Consider the following 21,944-nt stretch of genomic DNA (forward strand, 5'->3'; position numbering starts at 1 on the left):
GGGCGTCGTCGGGCTCGGCGTCCCGGGCGGAGGGTCGTGAGCCAGACCGTCCGGGCCCCGGTCATGGCCGACGTCGCCCGGCTCGCCGGGGTGTCGCACCAGACCGTCTCGCGGGTCGTCAACGACGCGGCGCACATCAGTCCCGAGACCCGCGAGAAGGTGCTGGACGCCATCGAGCGTCTTGGCTACCGGCCGAACACCTCGGCACGGGCCCTGGTCCGCGGGAGGACCGGGATCATCGGGGTCATCGCCACGGCGTCGGTGGAGTTCGGTCCCGTGAGCATCCAGCGCACCGTCGAGCAGGCCGCGGCCGCGGCCGGGTTCTTCCCGACGTCGGTCAACCTCCCCGAGCTGTCGACCGCGGCGCTCGAGCAGGCCGTCGACCACCTGCGCACCCTCGGGGTCGAGGCGGTCGTCATGATCGCCGGCCACGACGAGGCGCTCGGCATCGTGCGGGCCCAGCGCACCGGTGTCCCGGTCGTCGTCGCCCAGGGCGACCTCGGCCGTGACTCGTCCGGCGTCGGCGTCGACCAGTGGGCCGCCGCCCGGGCGGTCACCGAGCACCTCGTGGGGCTCGGGCACCGCGAGATCGTCCACGTCAGCGGCCCGCTGGACTGGGCCGAGGCCCGCGCCCGGCTCGAGGGCTGGCGGCAGGCGATGTTCGACGCGGGGCTGCGGCCGGCGTCGCCGATCACGGGGGACTGGAGCTCCGAGAGCGGCTTCCGGGCCGGGCTGCAGATCTGCCAGCGGCCCGAGGTCACCGCGGTGTTCGCGGCCAACGACCAGATCGCGCTCGGGCTGCTGCGCGCGCTGTACGAGTGCGGGCGGACGGTCCCCGGCGACGTGAGCGTCGTCGGCGTCGACGACATCCCCGAGGCCGCCTACCTGATCCCGCCGTTGACGACGGTCCGGCAGGATTTCGCCGCGGTCGGCCGCCGCGCCATCGACCTCGTCCAGCGGCTCGTCGCCGGGGAGCCGGCCGAGCCGGTGCCGCTGCTCGTCCCCGAGCTCGTCGTGCGCTCCAGCACCGCCCCGCCGCCCCCGCTCCGCTGACCCGTCCCCGCCCCGTCCGACCCACTCCGAGAGGTTCCCCCCGCATGACCGCCGTCTCCGACGTCCAGGCCACGATCGCCGAGCTGCGACGCACCGTGAGCGACCTGCACCGCGAGCTCACCCGGTACGGGCTCGTCGTGTGGACCGCCGGCAACGTCTCGGCCCGGGTGCCGGACCACGACCTCCTGGTCATCAAGCCCTCCGGCGTCTCCTACGACGACCTCACCCCGGAGTCGATGGTCGTCTGCGACCTCGACGGCGAGGTCGTCGAGGGCGAGCACGCCCCCTCCTCGGACACCGCCGCCGCGGCCTACGTCTACCGGCACATGCCGGAGGTCGGCGGCGTCGTCCACACCCACTCGACGTACGCCTGCGCCTGGGCGGCGCGGGCCGAGCCGATCCCGTGCGTGCTGACGATGATGGCCGACGAGTTCGGCGGCGACATCCCCGTCGGTCCCTTCGCGCTCATCGGCGACGACTCCATCGGCCGCGGCATCGTCGAGACCCTGAAGGACTCGAACAGCCGCGCGGTGCTCATGGCCGGCCACGGGCCGTTCACCATCGGCACGGACGCCCGCGAGGCGGTCAAGGCCGCCGTGATGCTCGAGGACGTGGCCCGATCGGTGCACGTCTCCCGCCAGCTCGGCGAGCCGAAGCCCATCGACCCGGCCGACGTCGCCTCCCTCTTCGACCGCTACCAGAACGTCTACGGCCAGCGCTGAGCGCGCCGGCCGCACCCCGCCCCGACCACGTCCCGAACTGGAGATCCGCACATGTCCGCGCCGCTTCCCATCCGCCCCCTCACCGTGTGGTTCCTCACGGGGAGCCAGGACCTGTACGGCGAGGAGACCCTGGTCCAGGTCGCCGACCAGTCGCGCGCCGTCGCCGAGCAGCTCGAGGCCGAGGGCGACCTGTCGGTGACGGTGGTGTGGAAGCCGGTGCTCAAGGACGCCGCGTCGATCCACGCCGCGATCCTCGAGGCCAACGCCGACCCGGACTGCGCGGGCGTCATCACGTGGATGCACACCTTCAGCCCGGCGAAGATGTGGCTCGCCGGCATGGACGCGCTGCGCAAGCCGATGCTGCACCTGCACACCCAGGCCGGCGCGCAGCTGCCGTGGAGCACCATCGACATGGACTTCATGAACCTCAACCAGGCCGCCCACGGCGACCGCGAGTTCGGGTACGTCGGGGCGCGGCTCGGGGTCGCGCGCACGGTCGTGTCGGGCCACGTGTCGAACCCGGTCGTGCGGGAGCGGGTCGCGGTCTGGTCGCGGGCGGCCCGGGGGGCCCACGAGCTGCGGACGATGCGGCTGGCCCGGTTCGGCGACACCATGCGCAACGTCGCCGTCACCGAGGGCGACAAGGTCGAGGCCCAGCTGCGGTTCGGCGTCGAGGTGCAGGCCTACGGCGTCACCGAGCTGGCCGACCTCGTCGACTCCGCGCCGCCGGCTGCGGTGGACGCGCTCGTGGAGGAGTACGCCGACACCTACGACGTCGCCCCGGAGCTGCGGGCGGGTGGGGAGCGGCACGAGTCGCTGCGCTACGGCGCGGCGGTGGAGTGGGGCCTGCGCTCCTTCCTCGAGGGCGGCGGTTTTACGGCGTTCACCAGCAACTTCGAGGACCTCGGCGGCCTGCGACAGCTGCCGGGCTTGGCCGTGCAGCGCCTCATGGCCGACGGCTACGGCTTCGGCGGCGAGGGCGACTGGAAGACCTCGACGGTCCTGCGCACGACGAAGGCGATGGCGGCCGGCCGCCCGGGCGGCACCTCGTTCATGGAGGACTACACCTACGACCTGGCGACGCCGGGCCGGGAGAGGATCCTCGGCGCGCACATGCTCGAGGTCTGCCCGACCATCGCCGCGGGCCGGCCCACCCTGGAGATCCACCCGCTGGCGATCGGGGACCGCGAGGACCCCGTGCGGCTGCGGTTCACCGCGGCACCCGCGCCGGACGCCGTCGTCGTGGGCATGAACGACCTGGGCGACCGGTTCCGGCTCGTGCTCAACGAGATCGACGTCGTCGAGCCGTCCGAGCCGCTGCCGAGGCTCCCCGTCGCCTGCGCCGTGTGGGAGCCGAAGCCGGACTTCGCCACCTCGACCGAGTCCTGGATCCTCGCCGGCGGACCGCACCACACCGTCCTGTCGACCGCGGTCGGCACGCCCGAGTTCCGCGAGCTGGCCGAGATGCTGCGTACCGAGCTCGTCGTCATCGACGGCTCGAGCACCGTCCCCGCCCTGCGCGACTCGCTCCGCTGGTCCGCGGCCTACCACCGGTTGGCCGCCGGGCTCTGACGCCGGCCCTCACGTCCGCCCTGGGCGGAACGGGGGTCCCGTGGCCGGTGGCCGGGGCTACCGTCGGCGGATGAGCGCCGTCGTCCCGCTGCACCGCCGTTCCGGACCCTCCCGCCCCACCGCCGGGCCGGCCGCGCCCGAGCCGCTGTGGCGCGAGGCCGTCGGGACCGAGCTGCGCGAGGAGCGCGCCGACCGGGGGGAGCGGCTCGTCGACGTCGCGGCCCGGGCCGGGGTGTCCGTGCAGTACCTCTCCGAGGTCGAGCGCGGGCTCAAGGAGCCCTCGTCGGAGGTGCTGGCTGCGGTCGCCGGCGCGCTGGACCTCACCGTCGCCGAGCTGGCCGGGCGGGCCTCGAGCCGGCTCGCGCGGGCCGTCGCGGCGCCCGGTGGGGCCGTCCGTCTCGCCGCCTGAGCCGGGGCGGCGCGGTCCGTCAGTCGACCGGTCGCGAGCGGACGACCGCGTCGACGACGCCGTAGTCCACCGCGGCCTCGGCGGTGAGGACGAGGTCGCGCTCGGTGTCGGCGCGCACCCGCTCGGGGGTGCGGCCGGTGTGCCGGGCCAGCAGCTCCTCCTGCACGAGCCGGACCCGCTCGACCTCGTCGGCCTCGAGGATGAGGTCGGGGATGGTGCCCCGCCCCTCGGCGGCCGGGGCGTGGACGACGACCCGGGCGTGCGGGAGGATCTGCCGCGAGCCGGCCGCCCCGCCGGCGAGCAGCAGTGCCGCGCTGGCGACCGCCTGGCCCACGCACGTCGTCTCGACCGGCGCCCGTACGTACTGCATCGCGTCGTAGATGGCGAGCGTCGCGGAGAGGTGGCCGCCCGGTGAGTTGACGTACAGCGAGATCGGGCTGTCCGGGCGGTCGGTCTCCAGGTGCAGCAGCTGGGCGATGACGGCGTTGGCGACCCCGTCGTCGATGGGCGTGCCGACGTAGACGACCCGGTCCGAGAGCAGCCGGCTGTAGATGTCGACGGTGCGCTCGCCCTGCGCGCTGCGGGTGGTGACGTACGGGATCGGGTATCCGCTCATCGCGCACCCCCGAGGCCGACGACGCGGCGGCCGTCGGGCAGGACGTCCTCCAGGCCGTCGACCACCGCGTCGACGAAGCCGTACTCCAGTGCCTCCTGCGCGCTGAACCACCGGTCCCGGCGCGAGTCGCGCTCGATGGTCTCGATGCTCTGGCCGGTGTCCTCGGCGACGAGCCGGAGCACGGTGTCGCGGGTCGCCCGCAGGTCCTCGGCCTGGATGGCGATGTCCATGGCCGTGCCGCCGATGCCGGCCGACCCCTGGTGCAGCAGCACCTTCGAGTGCGCCATCGCGTACCGCTTGCCCTGGGTGCCCGAGGACAGGAGGAACTGACCGGCGCTGTAGGCCATGCCGAGGTTGACGGTGCGCACGTCGTTGGGCACGGCGCGCATGCAGTCGCGGATGGCGAGCATGCCGGGGACCGAGCCGCCGGGGGAGTTGACGAGGAGATGGATGTCGGCCTTCGGGTCCTCGAGCGCGAGCAGGAGGAGGCCGTTGCAGAGGCGGTTGCTGTTCCAGTCCTCCAGCGGCTCGCCGAGCAGCAGCACGCGGCGGGCGAAGAGGCGGCGGCCCAGCTCGCTGTCGAGGGTGGTCCGGGGGTGTCGGTCGTCGTCCATGGGGCCAGCGTGCGACGACGCGGCGGGGGCCGGCCGGTGGTGCTGCCGCGGGCGGATCCGCCGACGGCGGAGGCGTGGCCCGGGTGCCGTCCCCGACCCGTCGGTGTGCATGGAGCCGGTCGGGACGGGGTAACGGGTCCGGCAGACGGGACGAGAGGAGGCCGGCCGGCGTGGACATCGAGGTGGCGGAGGTCGTCGCGGACCAGCACGCGCGCATCCGGGACCTGTTCCACGAGGCAGCGCACGCCCCGGTCGAGCACCGGGAGGCCGCCTGCTCTCGTCTCGTCCGCTACCTGGCCGTCCACGAGGCCGCCGAGCACGAGGCGCTGCACCCCGACCGGGGTGCGCTGCTGCCGGACCCCGGCGACGACGGCGTCCGCGAGCTCGGCCACCGCGCCGAGCGGCTCGAGGACCTCGGCCCGCGCTGCGAGTCCTGGTCGGTGCAGCTGGGGCTGCTCGCGGCCGCGGTCGACCACCACGTCGTGCGCGGCGAGGCCGACGAGGTCCCGCGGTTCGTCGCGCTGGCGGCGGAGGCGGACCTCGACCGTGCGGTCCGCACCCTCCGCCGCGCCGACGACCTCGTCGCCGACGTCGGGCCGGCCGCGGACGTGCCGGCGTCCGGCTCGTTCGCGGGCCAGCTGCGGGCGGCCCGCCGGGCGGTCGCCCACGCCCCCACCGACGGGCCATCCGCTCCGCACCCGCGCGGACACACGAACGGCGCGGCGACCGGTCGTCCCGGTCGCCGCGCCGTCGGTCCGGTCGTCAGCCGGCGTCGCGCAGGGCCTTGACCTCGTCGCGCGCGGCGACGACGGCCTGGTGCTGGCGGCTGACCAGCGTGCGGAACCCCTCGCTGAGGTCGTCGTGGTCGAGCGCCTTCTCGTACTCCTTGACCGTGTGGTCCTCGCCGGAGACGGCCGCGCCGAGCACGCCCGAGGCGTCGTCACCGGTCAGCGCGTCCTTGAGGGACAGCCAGCCGCGGTGGACCGCCGCACCGGCGGACCCGCTCTCGTTCACCTCGTCGCCGTAGTCGTGCCCCATCTCGACGATCTCGCGGGCGAAGGTCTCGCGCTGCTTCGACAGCCGCTCCATCGTGCCCGCCCACTCCGGGTGCTCGTTGCCCCGGAGCTTGTCCGCGGCCTCGGCGAAACCCTTCTCGCCGTCCCGCAGGGTCTCCACGAGGTCCTTGGCCACCTTCTCGTCGGTCGACATGCTCCAGCTCCGTTCTCTCGTCGTACAGGTCCTGTCTGTCTACCCCACCCACCGGACCTGAAACAAACCTTCGACAGATTCGTCGACGCGGTGGTGAAGGTCGGGGGCTTGCGAGCGGCCGGACCGGCGCCGGGGCCGCGGCGCGGGACGGGCCGGACCGGCGGTCAGCCGCCCCGGACCGCGGCCCGGGCCCGCGCCGCGGTGGCGGCGAGGTCGGTCGCGCCGTCCCACGACCCGGGGTCGCCCGCCCCGTGCCACTCCGCGACCGTGCCGCGCGCCCACCGGGCCCACCGCAGCACGGCGAGCTCCTCGTCCAGCAGGAGCCGCAGGAGGAGGGCGGTGATGTGGCCGCGCTCCGGGAAGGGCAGGTCGTCGGGAGGGGTCTCGGCCAGCCCGGCGAGGGCGTCGATCCGCTCGATCGCCTCGGCCTCCATCCGGTCCAGCCCGGCCTGCAGCTGCTCCAGCGACCCGGCGTCGGCGAAGAACACCCGCAGGATCGACTCGGACTCCACGACCCGACCGGCCGCCGGCGTCGACAGCCAGTCGCGCAGGGCCGCGCGCCCGGCGTCGGTGATGGCGTAGACGGTCCGCGGGCGCAGGCCGGTGTGCTCGCGGCGGGCCACGGCGAGGCCCGCGGCGACGAGCCGCTTCGGCTCGTCGTACAGCCGGCGTTCCGCCCGCGGCCAGAACCAGTGGAGGCTGCGCTGCATCTGCTTCGCGAGCTCGTAGGTCGTCCAGGGGCGGACGTGCAGGAGGCCGAGGAGGGCGTATCCGGTCGTCGTCGGGACGGAGGGCATGAAACATCTTGACATGGTGCCGGTTGCAGTATCTACTCGTCCTCACTTACTGCACGCTGCACCATCGACGAGGAGCACCGCGATGCCCGACCGCATGGCCGACCCGACGGTCGAGGCGAGCCCGACGCGGCTCCCCGGCTGCACCGACGCGGGCACCGGGGGGCCCGCCCTCCTGTACGTCCCGGGCTGGTGCGGCGACCGCTCCGTCTTCGACGGCCTCCTCGAGCGGGCGTCGGTCCACCGGCACGCCGTGTCCGTCGACCTGCCCGGCCACGGCGACTCCCCCGACCCCGGCGACTACGGGACCGCGTTCGTCGTCGACACCCTCGTCGCCGAGATGGCGCGGACCGGCATCACCCGGGTGGTCCCCGTCGCCATGTCCCACGCCGGCTGGGCCGCGGTCGAGCTGCGTCGCCGGCTCGGGCCGGACCTCGTCCCCGGGGTCGTGCTCCTGGACTGGATGGTGCTCGGGACCCCTCCGGGCTTCGAGGACGCCCTCGCCGCGCTGCAGGGCCCCGACTGGGCGCAGGTGAACGCCCGGCTCCGCGAGATGTGGACGGCGGGCCTGGACCTGCCGGACCTCCAGCGGTACGTCGACGCCATGGGCGACTACGGGCGGCTGCACTGGGCCCGCGCCGGCCGGGAGATCGCGGCCGCCTTCGCGGAGTCGCCCGTCCCGCTCGACGCCATCGAGGCCCTGCAGCCGTTCCCGACGCTGCACCTCTACGCCCAGCCCGCCGACGACGCCGCGCTCACCGCGCAGCAGGAGTACGCCGCGCAGCGCCCGTGGTTCTCGGTCGAGCGGCTGGACGCCCGCAGCCACGTCCCGATGTTCGAGGTCCCCGACGTCATGGCGGACCGCATCGAGACGTTCGTGGCGGGCCTGCGATGACGCTGCTCGTCGTCGTCGCGCACCCGGACGACGAGACCTTCGCCTGCGGGTCCCTCCTCCTGGCCGCCGCCTCGGCCGGCATCCGCACCGTCGTCGTGTGCGCCGGGCGCGGCGAGGCCGGCGAGGTCCGCGAGGGCGTCGACCTCCCCGCAGGCGGTATCGCCGAGCTCCGGGAGACCGAGCTGCGGGCCGCGGCCGACCTGCTCGGGGTGGCCGAGGTCGAGGTCCTCGGCCTGGTGGACTCGGGCATGGGCGGCGAGCCACCGGCGGGGTCGGTGTGCGCCGAGGCCCCGGAGGCCCTGGCCGCCCGCGTCGCCGACGCCGTCGCCCGGCACCGGCCCGAGGTGCTGGCCGGCCTCGCCGGGGACGACGGCCACCGCGACCACCTGGCGGTGCGGGCGGCGCTGACGTCGGTGGCGCTCGAGCAGCGGCTGCCGCTCTACCTCCAGTGCCTGCCCCGCTCGCTCATGCACGAGTGGATCCTCTCCCGGGCGGGCGACGAGCACTCCGCGGCCTACGTCGAGCTGCCCGACATCGGGACCCCCGACGGGGACCTCACGACGGTCCTGGACTCCGGGGCGCACTACGAGCAGCGGCTGGCGGCCATCGCCGTCCACCACTCGCAGCGCTCGCCGTACGACGACCTGCCCGAGGACCTGCGCCGCCGCTTCCTCGCCACCGAGCACCTCGTGCGGGTCGGCCCGTCCGCCCCCGTCACGCCGGCGGAGTACGCCCTGCTGGGGTCCGCGGCCCGGCCCCCGACGACCACCGCCTGACCCCGCCCACCCCGCCCACCCCGCCCGGGTGCGCGAGGATGGCGGCATGAGCACGCCGCGCACCCTGGACCTGACCGCCGACGGCCTCCGTCTCGAGGTCGTCACCGCGGGGGCGGCCGTCCGCCGGCTCGTCGTCGAGGACGGCTCCGGTCCGGTCGACGTCGTCCTCGGGCTCGCGGACCCGGCCGACTACGTCGACGACGGCGGCTACCTCGGCGCGACGATCGGGCGCTACGGGAACCGCATCGACGCCGGGCGCTTCCCGCTCGACGGCACCGAGCACTCCCTCAGCACCAACCAGTTCGGCAACACCCTGCACGGCGGCGCGCGGGGCTTCGACCGGCACGCGTGGGAGGTGGTCGACTCCGGGCCGGACCACGCGACCCTGGCGCTCACGAGCCCCGACGGCGACCAGGGCTTCCCGAGCCGGCTCGAGGTGACGGTGACCTACCGCGTCGCCCCCGGCGAGGTGACCCTGGACTACCGCGCCCGCACGGACGCGCCGACCGTCGTCAACCTCACGAACCACGCCTACTGGGCGCTGGACGGCGCCGGGTCCGGACCGGTCGACGACCACGTCCTCGAGGTGCCGGCGCCGGCCGTCCTCCCGGTGCGCGAGGACCTCGTCCCCACCGGCGAGGTCCGCGACGTGGCCGGCACGCCCCTCGATCTGCGCTCACCGGTGCGCATCGGCGACGTCCTCGCCCGCGACGACGAGCAGCTGCGGTTCGCCGGCGGCCTCGACCACGGCTACTGCCTCGTCGTCCCCGGCGCCGGGCCCGGCCCGGACGCCGCCCCCCGCGTCGCCGCCCGCCTCACCGGGACCTCGGGCCGCCGGCTCGAGATCACCACCGACCTGCCGGGCGTCCAGGTGTACACCGGCGCACACTTCGACGGCTCGCAGACCGGGCTGGACGGCCGTCCGATCGGGGCGCGGGCCGGCGTCGCCCTCGAGACCCAGGGCTGGCCGGACGCCCCGAACCACCCGGACTTCCCGAGCACGGTGCTGCGGCCCGGCGAGGAGTACCGGACCCGCACCACCTGGCGCCTCGGCCGCGACTGACCGGGGTGCCCCCGTCCCGCAGGACGGGCGAGGGCGGACGGGCTCAGGGCAGGACGCGGTCGAGGAAGGCGTTGCCGAAGACGTGCTGGGGGTCGACGCGCTCGCGCAGGTCGGCGAAGTCCCCCAGCCGGGGGAAGACGGCCGCCAGCGCGGGCGCGTCCATCTCGAAGACCTTGCCCCAGTGCGGCCGGACGTCGAAGGGCGCGAGCACCTCCTCCATCCGCCGGGCCACGCCGCGGACGGCGGGCTCCTCGCGGCGAAAGGTGAAGTGGAACCCGACGGTGTCGCGGCCGTGGGCACCGCTCAGCCAGTGCTCGTCGCCGGCGATGGTGCGGATCTCCGCGACCTCCAGGAGCGGCGACAGCTCCTCGCCGATGCCCCGCAGCGCCTCGATGCCCGCGACGGCGTGCTCGCGGGGCACGAAGTACTCGGCCTGGAGCTCCTCGCCGTTGCTCGGGGTGAACTCCATCCGGAAGTGCGGCAGGCGGTCCAGCCACGGCCCCGGCTCGCCGCCCTGGCCGGTGACGGCCTCGGTCGAGCCGCCGCGCAGCATGTGCATCGTGTCGGCGGCGGGCACGGTGTCGAAGACGTCGGCGAGCGCGGGCTCGTCGGCCCGGCTCTTCACCCACAGCTGGGTGACGCCGTCACCGTCGAACCGGGTGAACATGCTCACGCTGTAGCCGGCGCCGGTGATGTCGTCGAAGCGCCGCTCCACGGTGTCCCAGGTCAGCCCGGTGCGGACCTCCTGGCGCACGAGGTAGGTCGGCTCGACGTCGAGCTCGAGCCGGGTCACGACGCCGAGCGCGCCGAGGGCCACGACCGACCCGTCGAAGTCGGCGTCCCCGCGGGCGAGGTGGCGGACCTCGCCGTCCGGACCCATGACGTCGACCGACGCGACGGCCGCGGCCAGCGACCGGTTGCGGTTGCCCGAGCCGTGCGTCCCGGTGGCCACCGCGCCCGCGACCGAGATGTGCGGCAGCGACGCGAGGTTGGCCAGGGCCCATCCCCGGTCCTCCAGCGCCCGGGCGAGGTCGCCGTAGCGCACCCCGCCGCTCACCGACACCGTCCGCGCGGCCTCGTCGACGGCGACGTCGTCCGGCAAGCCCGAGAGGTCGACGAGCACCCCGCGGGTGTCGGTGAGGTCGGAGAAGGAGTGCCGCGAGCCGAGGGCGCGCACCAACGGGGCGCCGGCCACGACCTCGCGCAGCGCGTCGAGCGAGTCGGGTCGCTCCAGCGCCGCGGCGCGGTAGGTGTGGTTGCCGGCCCAGTTCGTCCCGATGGTCGTCATCGCCGCTCGCTCCCGGAGGTCAGGGGTGCTCGTCCCACCCCAACCCTAGGTCCCGCCCGGTGTGAGCACCGGCGCGGTCCGCTGCCGGGGTGGGCCGTCGTCGCAGGACGTCCTCGACCCGCCGGCGCCCGGAGGCACCGCCGGCCGCTCTCCGGGTCAGCGCGAGCGGCGCCGCAGGGCCGCGGCGGTGCCGGCCGCGACGGCGGCGCCGGTGCCGATGGCCCCCGCCCGCAGGATCCGGGCCCGCCGGTCGTGCCGTCGCGCCGCCTGCACGATGGTGTGGGCCGTGGCGGACGGGCGGGCGTCCTCGGTCTGCTCGACGAGGACGAGCCGCACGGGGCTGTCCTCCTCGCGCAGCTCGGCGGCGACTGCCTCGTGGAACCCGCGCAGCGCGGCGGCCGCACCCGACTCGGCCGCGCGCCCCGCCTGTCCGCGCCAGGACAGCGGCGAGGTGACGTGGACGACGGTGCCGGACTCTCGCTCCTTCATCCGCTCCAGCGCCGTCATCGTCGTGTGGACGTGCCCGAGGTAGAGCAGGTCGGTGACCCGCCGCAGCTCCATGGGGCACAGGTCGTCGAAGTGGACCGAGCCGGGGTCGTCGGCGGTGTTGACCCAGACGTCGACCTCCCCGAGGGCCTCCTCGATCCGGTCGACGGCGGACTCGACCGCGTCGGGGTCGGTGGTGTCGACGACGAGCCCGAGGCCCTGCGCCCCGAGGTCGCGCACGAGGGTCGTCGCCGCGTCGACACTGGCGGGAGTGCGGGAGAGGAGGGCCACGGCGTCGCCGCGTCGGGCGAACTCGCGCGCCGCGGCCACCGCGGTCTCGGTACAGGCTCCGGTGATGGCGACGACCCTGGACATGCTGATAGGACTCCTGGTACTCGGTGTGCGACCCCTGCCGTCGACACGTTGCGGTCATCATGACAACTTCATGCCCCGAACGCCCGCCGACAGCACGACTCCCAGCGTTCTCTCAGGGACGGGAGCGCGTCGGTCGGCGTCGCCCGTACGGAGCCGGGACCGGGCGTCCGGTCAGGCGCGCAGGTCTCCGAGCCCGTAGTGCGCGACCTTGCGGTAGAGCGTGGAGCGGCCCATCCCGAGCCGCAGCGCGGCCTGCGTCATGGTCGTCCCCGGCTCGGTGAGCACCCGGGCGATCTCGTCCCGCTCCAGGGACTCGAGGCGCGACAGCCGCGACCCGCCCCCGCCGAGCACCCCGGGCGGCAGGTGGCGCACGTCGACGGTGTCGGCGCGCGAGGCGGCGTCGTGGACGACGCGGACGAGCTCGTCGGCGTTGCCGGGCCAGGAGTGGGCGAGCAGCGCGCGCTCGGCCGCCGGGGTGAAGGCGACCTCCCGCAGCCGGGCCTGGTAGCCGGCGTAGCGGGCGAGGGGCAGCACGTCGTCCGGGCGCTCGCGCAGCGGCGGGACGTCGACGACGGTGTCGACGAGCGACGCGAGCGGGGCCGGCACCCGGGCCAGCGAGGCCGCCGTCACCGCCCACGCGACGCGCGGACCGGTCCCGTCGGGTCCACCCGCGGACGTGCGGCGGGCGGCGACGGCCCGCGCGCGCAGCTCCTCGGCGGCCCACGCCGGCAGGGTGTCGACGTGCTCGACGACGACGGCGGTCTCGGGCTTGGCGAGCTCCGGGGTCCACAGGCGCAGCCACTGCTCGACGTCCTCGGGCGCCGGTGCGGCGGCGCTGAGGATACGGACGCGGGGGTGCGCCCGCCTCAGGGACTGGGCGAGCAGGGTGGCGCGCCCGGCCCCGGGCTCGCCGACGGCCGCGACGACCCGCCCGTCACGCAGTGCGGTCTCGGCCTCGGCGCCCGCCCGCTGCCACGCCGCGGACATCGCCCGCACCGTGCCCGCCGCCGGCTCGAGCCGGGCCCGCTGCACTCGGAACACCCCGCCCTTCGGGGGTGTCCGCGGGGTCCGTCCGCCGGCCCGGGCGAGCATGAGCGCGCTCGTCGTGCCGGCCGCCGACTGGGCCAGGGCGAGCAGCAGGTCGGCGGAGGAGCGAGCCCAGGTCGTGATGTTGACGCAGCCCTCGAGGGCCCCGCTCACCGGGTCGAGCACCGGCACGGCGGCACACGTGTACGTGCACAGGCTGGCGCTGTAGTGCTCGTCGGCGCGCACCAGCGAGGGGGTGCGGTCGGCGAGGGCCAGGCCGAGGCCGTTGGTGCCGGCCTCACGCTCGGAGAAGGCGAAGCCGGGGGCGAGGTGCACCCGGTCCAGCGCCCGCAGCAGCGAGGTGTCGCCCGAGAACCGGCCGAGCACGAGACCGTCGGCGTCGGTGAGCATGAGGCTGAGCGGCTCGGCGGCCAGGGTCCGGTGCAGGTCGGTGAGCACCTCGTGGCCGCACTGCGCGAAGAGGGAGTCGGTGGGGCCGGTGCCGGCCCAGACGGGGTCGACGGCCTCGAGCGAGACGCCGTACTCCTCGCTGCGCCGCCAGGAGGCGAGCAGCCGGCGGTCGACCGTGCCCGCCACGGCTCCGGGCAGCGCCGCGCGGCGGGGTGGGCCCACCGCGTCGGACGGCTCCATCGCCGGCTCCTCTCGTGCTGGTCCGACGGTAACCCCGGCCCACCTCCCCCGGCGCGCCGGAGTGTCCCAAAGTGGGACACCGGCCCCCTCGTCGGGGCCCGGCCCGCGACCTAGCGTCGACAGCGTCCGCGACGACGGCGTCGCGAGAAGGGGACCTGCCGATGTACACCAAGGACGGCGAGAGCTACTACATCGTCGACGCGCACGTGGCGCTGTGGGACGCCCGGCCCGAGAACCAGCGCAACATCCACGGCAAGCAGTTCATCGACTGCTTCTACGACTACCACCGCAACCTCTCGCCGGAGCAGGAGGTGTGGGGCTACGACGAGTACCTCTACCAGGGCGGCGAGCGCCTCCTGAAGGACCTCTTCGAGGACGGGTACGTCGACCACGCGATCTTCCAGCCGGCCGCCCTCACCGAGTTCTACGAGCGCGGCTTCGGGCAGACCGAGGAGGCCTTCGCGCTCACCCGCGCCAACCCCGGCAGGCTCACGTACAACCACAACTGGGACCCCCGCAACGGCGAGCAGGGGCTGGACCAGCTGCGTGCCGACCACGAGCGGATGGGCTTCACCGGGGTCAAGCTCTACACGGCGGAGTGGCACGGGGAGTCCCGCGGGTGGAAGCTCACCGACCCGTGGGCCTACCGCTACCTCGAGGCCTGCCGCGAGCTCGGCGTCACGAACATCCACGTCCACAAGGGCCCGACGATCCGCCCGCTGGACCGCGACGCCTTCGACGTCGCCGACATCGACCACGTCGCCACCGACTTCACCGACCTCAACTTCGTCGTCGAGCACGTCGGCCTGCCCCGGCTCGAGGACTACTGCTGGATCGCCACCCAGGAGCCCAACGTCTACGGCGGGCTCGCCGTCGCGATGCCGTTCATCCACACCCGGCCCCGCTACTTCGCGCAGATCATGGGCGAGCTCCTCTACTGGATCGGCGAGGACCGGATCTTCTTCTCCAGCGACTACGCCATCTGGACCCCGCGCTGGCTCGTCGAGCGGTTCGTCGACTTCCAGATCCCCGAGGACATGAGCGAGTACGCGCCGATCACGACCGAGCAGAAGAAGAAGATCCTCGGGCTCAACGCGGCGAAGATGTACGGCCTCGACGTCCCGGCCGAGCTGCGGCTGCCCGACGCCGACGAGACCGCCACCGGCCCCCGGGACCCGGAGGCCGCCGACCTCGCGAGCGTCTGATGACCGCGCTCGCGACCCGCACCGCGTCCGGCCCGGTCACCGAGGCCGACGTGCGCGCCGCCCTCGGGACCGTCGTCGACCCCGAGCTCGACGAGCCGGTCACCGACCTCGGCTTCGTCCGCTCGGTCTCGGTCGGCGGCGGGGCCGGGGCGGCCGACGTCACCGTGCACCTGCGCCTGCCGACGTCGTTCTGCGCGCCGAACTTCGCCTACCTCATGGCCTCCGACGCCAAGGACGCCGTCGGCCGGCTGGCCGGGGTGGGGCGGGTGGTCGTCGAGCTCGACGACCACCACGACTCCGACCTCATCAACCGCGGGCTCGCCGCGGACGCCGGCTACGTCGGCACCTTCGGGCACGAGGCCGAGAGCGACCTCGACGAGCTGCGCGCCACGTTCCGGCGCAAGGCGCACACCGCCGCCCTGGAGCGCTGCCTCACGGCGCTGCTGCGGGCCGAGCCGTCCCGCACCGAGGCCTCGCTGGGGTCGGTGCGGCTGGCCGACCTGCCGGACGGCCGGGAGCGGCTCGCGCTGCTCGCCCGCCGCGAGGCGCTCGGCCTACCGACCGACGGCGACGCGCTCGTCCTCGTCGACCACGACGGCGTCCCCCCGCCGGGGGACCGGGTCGCGCTGTTCCTCCGCAAGGCACGCTCGACCCGGATCAGCATCGACGGCAACGCGCACTTCTGCCGGGGACTGCTGCGCACCCGCTACGCAGGCTCCGGCGACGACCAGAGCCCCCGCGAGGACGGCGCCGAGCCGGCCGACCACCACCACCTGCTGCCCCTCACCGTGAAGGAGACCTGAGCCATGTCCACCATGCGCGCCGTCCGCGTCGTCGGCTACCACGAGAAGCTCGAGATGACCGAGGTGGACGTCCCCGAGGCCACCGGGCCGTGGGACGTCGTCGTGCGGATCGGCGGGGCGGGCGTGTGCCGCACCGACCTGCACATCCTCGAGGGGCAGTGGGCCGAGAAGTCGCAGGTGACGCTGCCGTACACGATCGGCCACGAGAACGCGGGCTGGGTGCACGCCGTCGGGTCCGCGGTGACCAACGTCGCCGAGGGCGACAAGGTCATCCTCCACCCGCTCGTCACCTGCGGGCTGTGCCGGGCCTGCCGCTCCGGGGACGACGTGCACTGCGAGAACAGCGCCTTCCCGGGCATCGACACCCACGGCGGGTACGCCGAGTACCTGCTGACCTCGGCCCGCTCCTGCGTGCGGATCGACGACGCGCTGGAGCCGGCCGACGTCGCCGCCCTGGCCGACGCCGGCCTCACCGCCTACCACGCGGCGGCCAAGGCGGCCCGCCGGCTCACGCCCCGGGACACCTGCGTCGTCATCGGCGCCGGGGGCCTCGGGCACATCGGCATCCAGGTGCTCAAGGCGCTGACACCGGCCCGGCTCGTCGTCGTCGACCGGATCCCGGCCGCCCTCGACCTCGCGAGGACCATCGGGGCCGACGTCGGCGTCCCGGCCGACGGCGGGCAGGTCGAGGCCGTCCTCGACCTCACCGGCGGCACCGGGGCCGAGGTCGTCGTCGACTTCGTCGGCGAGAACGGCTCGACGGCCGAGGGCCTCGCGATGACCCGGCAGGCCGGCGACTACCACGTCGTCGGCTACGGCGAGAACGTCGACGTGCCCACCATCGACCTCGTCTCGAGCGAGAAGAACGTCGTCGGCAACCTCGTCGGGTCCTACAACGACCTCCAGGACCTCATGGCGCTGGCGGCCAAGGGGCTCGTCACGCTGCACACCCAGAAGTACGCGCTCGACGACTTCCAGCAGGCCGTCACCGACCTGGACAACGGCGACGTCCGCGGGCGCGCCATCCTCGTGCCCTGACCCGGGGCCTCCCACCCCCGACCCGCGGACGGGGGTGACATCCTTCGCCCGGACGATCGATGTCACCCACGTCCGCGACACCCCGACCGAGGAAGGACCCCCGATGATCCTCATCACCGTCAAGTTCCCGATCCGCGAGGACAAGCTGGCCGAGTGGCGCGAGCTGTCCCGGTTCTACGTCGACGCCGTGACCGCCGAGCCGGGCAACGTCTTCTTCGAGTTCTCCGAGAGCGTCGACGAGCCCAACACCTTCGTGTGCATCGAGGGCTTCCGCGACGACGCGGCGGGGAAGGCGCACATGGAGCAGGAGCACGTCGCGCGGTTCATGTCCGAGATGCCGGACATCGTCGCCGCGCAGCCGCAGATCATCTACGTCGACGCCGAGGAGGTCACCGGCTTCGGGCCCATGGGCGAGATCCAGCCCCGCTGAGGTCCTCGCCGTCCCGGGCCCGGCGCCACGACCTCCGTCCCGGGACCGCGCGCGGAGCCACGCGGCCGGCCGGGACCCGTGCTCGTGCGGGACCCGTGCTCGTGCGGGACGCGTCGTGCGCGGGAGCGTTCGTGTCGGTCGGCTGGGAGGATGGGCGGGTGCTCGGGGACCGGTGGGGCGTGACGGACGCCGAGGTGGCGTCCCGGTTCGCCTGCGACGACCTCGTCCCCGCCCCCGTGCTCTCGGCCTGGCGCGGCGTCACCGTCGAGGCTCCACCGCTGCGGGTCTGGCCGTGGGTCGCGCAGGTCCGGGTGGCGCCGTACTCCTACGACCTCGTCGACAACCTCGGACGGCGCTCCCCCCGGCGGCTCGTCGGGCTCGCCGAGCCGCGGGCCGGGGAGCCCTTCACGACGGCGTTCGGCCGGCCGCAGGGCGAGATCCTCGCCGTGGACCCCGGCCGCCAGCTGACCGGACGCATCCTCGGCGCGGTCATGAGCTACCGGCTCGAGCCGCTCGGGCCCGCCGCCACCCGGCTCGTGCTCAAGCTCGTCCTGGTGCGCGGACGCCTCCTCGCGCCCCCGGTCTCCGTCGGGGACCTCGTCATGGCCCGCCGCCAGCTGCTCACGTGGAAGGAGCTCGCGGAGCGGTGACCCCCGGGCCGGCGCAGCCCGGTCGGGGGGTTCCGGCCCCCCGCTCCCGGCCCTACGGTGGAGACCCCCCCGAGGACAGTGAGGTCCGTCATGAGCCAGGTCCAGGTCGTCGCTACCATCCCCGTCCGGCCCGACCGGCGCAGCGAGGCGCTCGAGGTCCTCGGGACGCTCGTCGAGGCGACCCGGGCGGAGGAGGGGTGCCTGGCCTACGACCTCTTCGAGTCGGCCGCCGCCCCGGACGTGTTCGTCATGGTCGAGAGGTACGCCGACCAGGCCGCCCTCGACGCCCACATGTCCTCGGAGCACCTGGCGGCCGCCTTCGCCGCGGCCCAGGACCTGCTCGCGGGCGAGGTGGCCATCCACCCGCTCGTCCCGGTCGTCGCCGCCTGACCGGGGCGACCGCGACCCTCAGGTGAGGGCGCGGACGTCCTCGGGCAGCGCACCCGACCCGTCGACGACCCGCTCCACCAGCTGCTGCAGCGCCGTCAGCGCCACCCGCTGCGACCACGGACCGTAGGACACCCGGGCCACCCCGAGCTGCTCGAGCTCCGCGTGGGGCAGGCTGCCCGGCACCTCGATGAGGGTGAGCCGCTGGCTGCCGAGCGCGTCGACGAGGGCCTCGACATGCGCGCGCTCGGTCACCCGCGGGACGAACACGCAGGGCGCCCCCGCGTCGAGGAAGGCCCGCCCGCGGGCGACGGCCTCGTCCAGGCACTCCTGCGGCGAGCGGTCCGCCGTCCGCACGAAGGCGTCGGTGCGGGCGTTGAGGACGAAGTCGGGGACGCCGGCGGACTCCGCGGCGGCCATCACCGCCTCGACCGCCCGGACCGCCTCGGGCAGCGGGCGCATCCCGTCCTCGATGTTCGCCCCGACGACCCCGAGGTCGACGGCCCGCGCGACGGTGTCCCCGGGGTCTCCGTAGCCGGACTCCAGGTCGGCGGTCACCGGGAGCTCGGTGGCCCGGACGATGCGGCCGACGGCGGCCAGCATCTCGTCCCGGGGGATGTGCTCGCCGTCCTCGTACCCGAGCGAGGCGGCGATCGAGTGCGAGGCCGTCGCGAGCGCCGTCGTCCCCGGCACGTCGGCGACGACCCGGGCGCTGACGACGTCCCACACGTTGACGACGGTGAGCAGGTCGCGGGCGCGGTGCAGGTCGAGGAAGGAGGCGGCGAGGGCGGCGGTGTCCTGGCTCATCGCCCCAGCATCCCGGGCTGACCCCGGACGCGACAACCGTCCGGGGGTGAGTGCGCGCCGGGGCGCCGGGGGCGCGACCTAGAGTGGTGACGACCGCGCGGATCGTCGGGCGGGCCCCAGGAACCGGCGACGGACGGAGCGTGATGGACCTCGACCTCGGGATGCTGCTGATCCGGCTGGCGCTGGGGCCGATGCTCGTCGTCCACGGCTACAACAAGGTGTGGGGCGGCGGCGGGCTGGACGGCACCGCCGGCTGGTTCGAGGGGCTCGGGCTGCGCCCGGGGTGGCTGCACGCCCGGCTCGGCGCCGGCACCGAGCTCGTCGCCGGGGTGCTCGTCACCCTCGGCCTCCTCACCGGGCTCGCGTCGACCGCGTTCGTCGGGCTCATGACGGTCGCCGCGCTCACCGACCACCGGGGCAAGGGCTTCTTCGTCTTCAAGGGCGGCTGGGAGTACGTCGCGGTCGTCGCCGTCCTCGCCGTCGCGCTCGCGGTGCTGGGGCCGGGCGCCTGGTCGCTGGACGCGGCGCTGGGGCTGCCGCTCTCCGGGGTGGTCTGGGGTGTCGTCGCCGCGGTCGGCGGGGTCGCCGCGGCCCTCGCACTGCTCGCCGTCTTCCGGCGGCCGGCCCCCGGCGGGGCCTGATGCCCGTCCGCACCCTCGCCGGCGGCCACGACGCGCAGGAGCTGCTCGCGGCCAAGGGGGACACGGTCGTCACCGTCGTCGTCCCGGCCCGCGACGAGGAGGCGACGGTCGGGGACGTCGTGTCCGGGATCCGGCGGGCCTGGGTGGACCGGGTCCCGCTCGTCGACGAGCTCGTCGTCCTCGACTCCGACTCCACCGACGCCACGGCCGCCGTGGCCGCGGCCGCCGGCGCCACCGTGCACGCGGCCGCGGACGTGCGTCCCGACCTCGGGCCCGCCCGCGGCAAGGGCGAGGCGCTGTGGAAGTCGCTGCACGTCACCCGCGGGGACGTCCTCGTCTTCGTCGACGCCGACCTCGTCGAGTGGGACGTCGGCTTCGTCAGCGGGCTGCTGGCGCCGTTGCTCACCGACCCCACGGTGGCGCTGGTCAAGGCCGTCTACGACCGGCCGCTGCTCGACGCCGCCGGGCACGAGGCCGAGACCGGCGGCCGGGTCACCGAGCTCGTCGCCCGGCCGCTGCTGGCGCTGCACCGCCCCGACCTCGCCGGGCTCGTCCAGCCGCTGGCGGGGGAGTGGGCGGTCCGCCGGTCGGTGTTCGAGCGCTTCTCGGTCCCGGTGGGGTACGGCGTCGAGATCGCCGCGGTGCTCGACACCGCCGCCGCCCTCGGCGCCGACGCGGTGGCGCAGGTCGACCTCGGCCGCCGTGCCCACCGGCACCACCGGCACGACACCCTCGGCCCGATGGCGGTGCAAGTGCTCTCCGCCGTCGAGCGCCGGGTCGGGCGGGCCGCCGAGCGCCCGGACACCGCGGTCCTCGTCCAGTACGAGCGCGGGCCCTCGGGGTTCGAGGCCCGGCCGCGCGACGTCGACCTCGCCGAGCGTCCGCCCGCGGTGAGCACGCCGGGCTACCCGGGGGGTGCGCGATGACCCGCGGTGCACCCCTGCGGCTCGGCCGGCGCAGCCACCCCGCGAGCGCCCGGCTCGTCATGGCCATCGTCAACCGGACGCCGGACTCCTTCTACGACAGGGGCCTCACCTGGGCCGAGGACGCGGCCCTCGACCGGGTCCGGCAGGTCGTCGACGAGGGAGCGGACCTCGTCGACATCGGCGGCATCAAGGCGGCCCCGGGCGTGGAGGTCGACGCCGCCGAGGAGAAGCAGCGTGTCGTCGGCTTCGTCGAGCGGGTGCGGGCCGAGCACCCCGACCTCGTCATCAGCGTCGACACCTGGCGGGCCGAGGTGGCCCGCGCCGTGCTCAAGGTGGGCGCCGACGTCGTCAACGACGCGTGGGGCGGCGCCGACCCCGCCCTGCCCGAGGTCGTGGCCGAGTTCGGCGCCGGGCTCGTCCTCACCCACACCGGGGGCGTGACGCCACGGACCCGCCCGCACCGGATCGAGTACGACGACGTCGTCGCCGACGTCCGCCAGTCCCTGCTGCGGCAGGCCGAGCGCGCCGTCGCGGCCGGGGTCGAGCGGGAGCGGGTCGTCATCGACCCCGCGCACGACTTCGGCAAGAACACCTGGCATTCCCTCGAGGTCACGAGGCGGCTGCACGAGCTGACGTCGCTGGGCTGGCCGGTGCTCGTGTCCCTGTCGAACAAGGACTTCGTCGGCGAGGCCCTCGACCGTCCGGTGGGGGAGCGCCTCACCGGCACCCTCGCGGCCACGGCCCTGTGCGCCTGGCACGGCGCGCAGGTCTACCGCGTCCACGAGGTGCCGCAGACCCGCGAGGTCCTCGACCTCGTGTCCGTCGTGGCGGGCGACCTGCCCCCGGCGCGCACGGTGCGGGGGCTGGCGTGAGCGGCTCGCTCGTCGTCGTCCCCGGCGCGCCGCTGCTGCTGCCCGAGTACACCGGCCGCGCCGACGCGGGCTCCGCGCTGCGCGAGCGGGCGGTGCAGGCGATCGGCGCCGCCACCGACCTCGACGGCACCGACCGCGTCGTCCTCGTCGTCGCCACCGACCGTGAACAGCGGGGGACGCGCTCGCCGCTCGGGCAGCGGGTGGGCTCGCACCTGTGCGGGCTGGCCGGGGTCGGGGTCGACGGTGTCCTCGTCGTCGCCTGGGACGCCCCGGTGGCCGAGTGCCGCGCGTTGGGCGAGCACCTGGCCGGCCGGCCCGCCGTGACCCTCGTCGCCGTCGCCGACGGCAGCGCGCGCCGCGGGGAGAAGGCGCCCGGCCACCTGGACCCCCGGGCCGTCGTCTTCGACGACGACCTCGTCGCCGCCCTGCGCGCGGCCGACCCGGCGGCGCTGCTGGACCTCGACCCGGCCCTCGCCGCCGAGCTGCTGGCCCACGGCCGAGCGCCGCTGCAGGTCGCCGCGGCGGCGCTGGCCGGGCGTGGCGGGCTGCACTGCGCCGACCTCGAGACCGCCGACCCGTTCGGCGTCCTCTACGTCGTCGCCCGCCTCTCCGCCGCCTGACCGCGAACCCCACGGG

General features: G+C 75.1%; 26 protein-coding genes. 18 read left to right on the forward strand and 8 right to left on the reverse strand.

The window, feature by feature from the left end; translation table 11 throughout:
* Window positions 1-36: 36 nt before the first annotated feature.
* The 4 genes from EPD83_RS00265 to EPD83_RS00280 all read left to right on the forward strand — a co-directional run bounded on the left by EPD83_RS00265 (window position 37) and on the right by EPD83_RS00280 (window position 3,756).
* Window positions 37-1,053 carry a LacI family DNA-binding transcriptional regulator gene (locus tag EPD83_RS00265; protein ID WP_205859350.1) on the forward strand — a complete coding sequence of 339 codons (1,017 nt, stop codon included), beginning with the start codon at window positions 37-39 and terminating at the stop codon, window positions 1,051-1,053.
* A 44-nt stretch (window positions 1,054-1,097) separates the two neighbouring features.
* Window positions 1,098-1,775, forward strand: coding sequence for an L-ribulose-5-phosphate 4-epimerase (locus EPD83_RS00270; RefSeq protein ID WP_165566105.1), 678 nt, complete (start codon window positions 1,098-1,100; stop codon window positions 1,773-1,775).
* Between the two features lie 51 nt (window positions 1,776-1,826).
* Complete coding sequence (araA, locus tag EPD83_RS00275; RefSeq protein WP_128367093.1) at window positions 1,827-3,347, forward strand: L-arabinose isomerase; 1,521 nt, start codon at window positions 1,827-1,829, stop codon at window positions 3,345-3,347.
* Between the two features lie 70 nt (window positions 3,348-3,417).
* Window positions 3,418-3,756 carry a helix-turn-helix domain-containing protein gene (locus tag EPD83_RS00280; RefSeq protein WP_128367094.1) on the forward strand — a complete coding sequence of 113 codons (339 nt, stop codon included), beginning with the start codon at window positions 3,418-3,420 and terminating at the stop codon, window positions 3,754-3,756.
* Between the two features lie 19 nt (window positions 3,757-3,775).
* Here EPD83_RS00280 and EPD83_RS00285 read toward each other — a convergent pair whose 3' ends face one another.
* A complete protein-coding gene (locus EPD83_RS00285) occupies window positions 3,776-4,372 on the reverse strand; it encodes a ClpP family protease (RefSeq protein ID WP_128367095.1) in 597 nt (198 codons plus the stop codon).
* The gene (locus tag EPD83_RS00290; RefSeq protein ID WP_128367096.1) at window positions 4,369-4,986 is read right to left on the reverse strand and encodes a ClpP family protease; all 618 of its coding nucleotides are present in this window, start codon (window positions 4,984-4,986) and stop codon (window positions 4,369-4,371) included. The genes EPD83_RS00285 and EPD83_RS00290 overlap by 4 nt, the downstream gene beginning before the upstream one ends.
* Before the next feature lie 170 nt (window positions 4,987-5,156).
* Here EPD83_RS00290 and EPD83_RS00295 point away from each other — a divergent pair, with 170 nt between their 5' ends.
* Entirely contained in the window at window positions 5,157-5,774 is a 618-nt protein-coding gene (locus EPD83_RS00295) for a hypothetical protein (protein WP_128367097.1), read from the forward strand.
* Here EPD83_RS00295 and EPD83_RS00300 read toward each other — a convergent pair.
* The gene (locus tag EPD83_RS00300) at window positions 5,749-6,195 is read right to left on the reverse strand and encodes a ferritin-like domain-containing protein (protein WP_128367098.1); all 447 of its coding nucleotides are present in this window, start codon (window positions 6,193-6,195) and stop codon (window positions 5,749-5,751) included. The two genes, EPD83_RS00295 and EPD83_RS00300, sit on opposite strands and share 26 nt — an antisense overlap.
* Before the next feature lie 164 nt (window positions 6,196-6,359).
* Window positions 6,360-6,992, reverse strand: coding sequence for a PadR family transcriptional regulator (locus EPD83_RS00305; RefSeq protein WP_164896422.1), 633 nt, complete (start codon window positions 6,990-6,992; stop codon window positions 6,360-6,362).
* A gap of 82 nt (window positions 6,993-7,074) precedes the next feature.
* Here EPD83_RS00305 and EPD83_RS00310 point away from each other — a divergent pair, with 82 nt between their 5' ends.
* The 3 genes from EPD83_RS00310 to EPD83_RS00320 are packed head-to-tail and all read left to right on the forward strand — an operon-like array spanning window position 7,075 to window position 9,723.
* Window positions 7,075-7,884 (forward strand): alpha/beta fold hydrolase, encoded by an 810-nt coding sequence (locus EPD83_RS00310; protein ID WP_164896424.1) that lies wholly within the window; start codon window positions 7,075-7,077, stop codon window positions 7,882-7,884.
* On the forward strand, window positions 7,881-8,660 hold the full coding sequence (locus EPD83_RS00315; protein ID WP_128366864.1) for a PIG-L deacetylase family protein: 780 nt from the start codon (window positions 7,881-7,883) through the stop codon (window positions 8,658-8,660). The genes EPD83_RS00310 and EPD83_RS00315 overlap by 4 nt, the downstream gene beginning before the upstream one ends.
* A 46-nt stretch (window positions 8,661-8,706) precedes the next feature.
* Window positions 8,707-9,723, forward strand: a complete 1,017-nt coding sequence (locus EPD83_RS00320; protein WP_128366865.1) for an aldose epimerase family protein — start codon at window positions 8,707-8,709, stop codon at window positions 9,721-9,723.
* Window positions 9,724-9,766: 43 nt separating this feature from the next.
* Here the strand turns inward: EPD83_RS00320 and EPD83_RS00325 are convergent, their stop codons facing one another.
* From EPD83_RS00325 to EPD83_RS00335, 3 genes are all read right to left on the reverse strand, one after another.
* Window positions 9,767-11,011 carry an FAD-binding protein gene (locus EPD83_RS00325; protein WP_128366866.1) on the reverse strand — a complete coding sequence of 415 codons (1,245 nt, stop codon included), beginning with the start codon at window positions 11,009-11,011 and terminating at the stop codon, window positions 9,767-9,769.
* A gap of 156 nt (window positions 11,012-11,167) precedes the next feature.
* Window positions 11,168-11,872: an SDR family NAD(P)-dependent oxidoreductase gene (locus EPD83_RS00330; RefSeq protein WP_128366867.1), complete on the reverse strand. Its 705-nt coding sequence runs from the start codon at window positions 11,870-11,872 to the stop codon at window positions 11,168-11,170.
* A 171-nt stretch (window positions 11,873-12,043) separates the two neighbouring features.
* Window positions 12,044-13,549: an AAA-type ATPase lid domain-containing protein gene (locus tag EPD83_RS00335; protein ID WP_128368088.1), complete on the reverse strand. Its 1,506-nt coding sequence runs from the start codon at window positions 13,547-13,549 to the stop codon at window positions 12,044-12,046.
* A gap of 161 nt (window positions 13,550-13,710) precedes the next feature.
* Between EPD83_RS00335 and EPD83_RS00340 the strand changes: the two genes are divergently transcribed.
* From EPD83_RS00340 to EPD83_RS00365, 6 genes are all read left to right on the forward strand, one after another.
* Window positions 13,711-14,754 carry an amidohydrolase family protein gene (locus EPD83_RS00340; RefSeq protein WP_128368089.1) on the forward strand — a complete coding sequence of 348 codons (1,044 nt, stop codon included), beginning with the start codon at window positions 13,711-13,713 and terminating at the stop codon, window positions 14,752-14,754.
* The gene (locus EPD83_RS00345; protein ID WP_165566106.1) at window positions 14,754-15,557 is read left to right on the forward strand and encodes a metal-sulfur cluster assembly factor; all 804 of its coding nucleotides are present in this window, start codon (window positions 14,754-14,756) and stop codon (window positions 15,555-15,557) included. Before EPD83_RS00340 ends, EPD83_RS00345 begins: the two co-directional genes overlap by 1 nt.
* 3 nt (window positions 15,558-15,560) lie before the next feature.
* Window positions 15,561-16,595, forward strand: coding sequence for an NAD(P)-dependent alcohol dehydrogenase (locus EPD83_RS00350; protein WP_205859351.1), 1,035 nt, complete (start codon window positions 15,561-15,563; stop codon window positions 16,593-16,595).
* 103 nt (window positions 16,596-16,698) lie between these two features.
* Entirely contained in the window at window positions 16,699-17,025 is a 327-nt protein-coding gene (locus EPD83_RS00355; RefSeq protein ID WP_128365532.1) for a putative quinol monooxygenase, read from the forward strand.
* A 158-nt stretch (window positions 17,026-17,183) separates the two neighbouring features.
* Window positions 17,184-17,675: a polyketide cyclase gene (locus EPD83_RS00360; RefSeq protein ID WP_128365531.1), complete on the forward strand. Its 492-nt coding sequence runs from the start codon at window positions 17,184-17,186 to the stop codon at window positions 17,673-17,675.
* A 90-nt stretch (window positions 17,676-17,765) separates the two neighbouring features.
* Window positions 17,766-18,065 (forward strand): putative quinol monooxygenase, encoded by a 300-nt coding sequence (locus tag EPD83_RS00365; RefSeq protein ID WP_128365530.1) that lies wholly within the window; start codon window positions 17,766-17,768, stop codon window positions 18,063-18,065.
* An 18-nt stretch (window positions 18,066-18,083) separates the two neighbouring features.
* On the opposite strand, the gene EPD83_RS00370 is transcribed toward EPD83_RS00365, so the two are convergent.
* On the reverse strand, window positions 18,084-18,869 hold the full coding sequence (locus tag EPD83_RS00370; RefSeq protein WP_128365529.1) for an isocitrate lyase/PEP mutase family protein: 786 nt from the start codon (window positions 18,867-18,869) through the stop codon (window positions 18,084-18,086).
* Window positions 18,870-19,012: 143 nt separating this feature from the next.
* On the opposite strand from EPD83_RS00370, the gene EPD83_RS00375 reads away from it, so the two are divergent.
* The 4 genes from EPD83_RS00375 to EPD83_RS00390 are packed head-to-tail and all read left to right on the forward strand — an operon-like array spanning window position 19,013 to window position 21,928.
* On the forward strand, window positions 19,013-19,510 hold the full coding sequence (locus EPD83_RS00375; protein WP_128365535.1) for a DoxX family protein: 498 nt from the start codon (window positions 19,013-19,015) through the stop codon (window positions 19,508-19,510).
* Window positions 19,510-20,436, forward strand: a complete 927-nt coding sequence (locus EPD83_RS00380; protein WP_128365528.1) for a glucosyl-3-phosphoglycerate synthase — start codon at window positions 19,510-19,512, stop codon at window positions 20,434-20,436. The genes EPD83_RS00375 and EPD83_RS00380 overlap by 1 nt, the downstream gene beginning before the upstream one ends.
* Window positions 20,433-21,308, forward strand: a complete 876-nt coding sequence (folP, locus tag EPD83_RS00385) for a dihydropteroate synthase (RefSeq protein WP_128365527.1) — start codon at window positions 20,433-20,435, stop codon at window positions 21,306-21,308. Before EPD83_RS00380 ends, folP begins: the two co-directional genes overlap by 4 nt.
* Entirely contained in the window at window positions 21,305-21,928 is a 624-nt protein-coding gene (locus tag EPD83_RS00390; RefSeq protein WP_128365526.1) for a class III extradiol ring-cleavage dioxygenase family protein, read from the forward strand. The genes folP and EPD83_RS00390 overlap by 4 nt, the downstream gene beginning before the upstream one ends.
* The last annotated feature ends 16 nt before the right edge of the window (window positions 21,929-21,944 follow it).

The sequence above is a fragment of the Phycicoccus flavus genome (assembly GCF_004025965.2).
GTDB classification, from domain to species: Bacteria; Actinomycetota; Actinomycetes; order Actinomycetales; family Dermatophilaceae; genus Phycicoccus; species Phycicoccus flavus.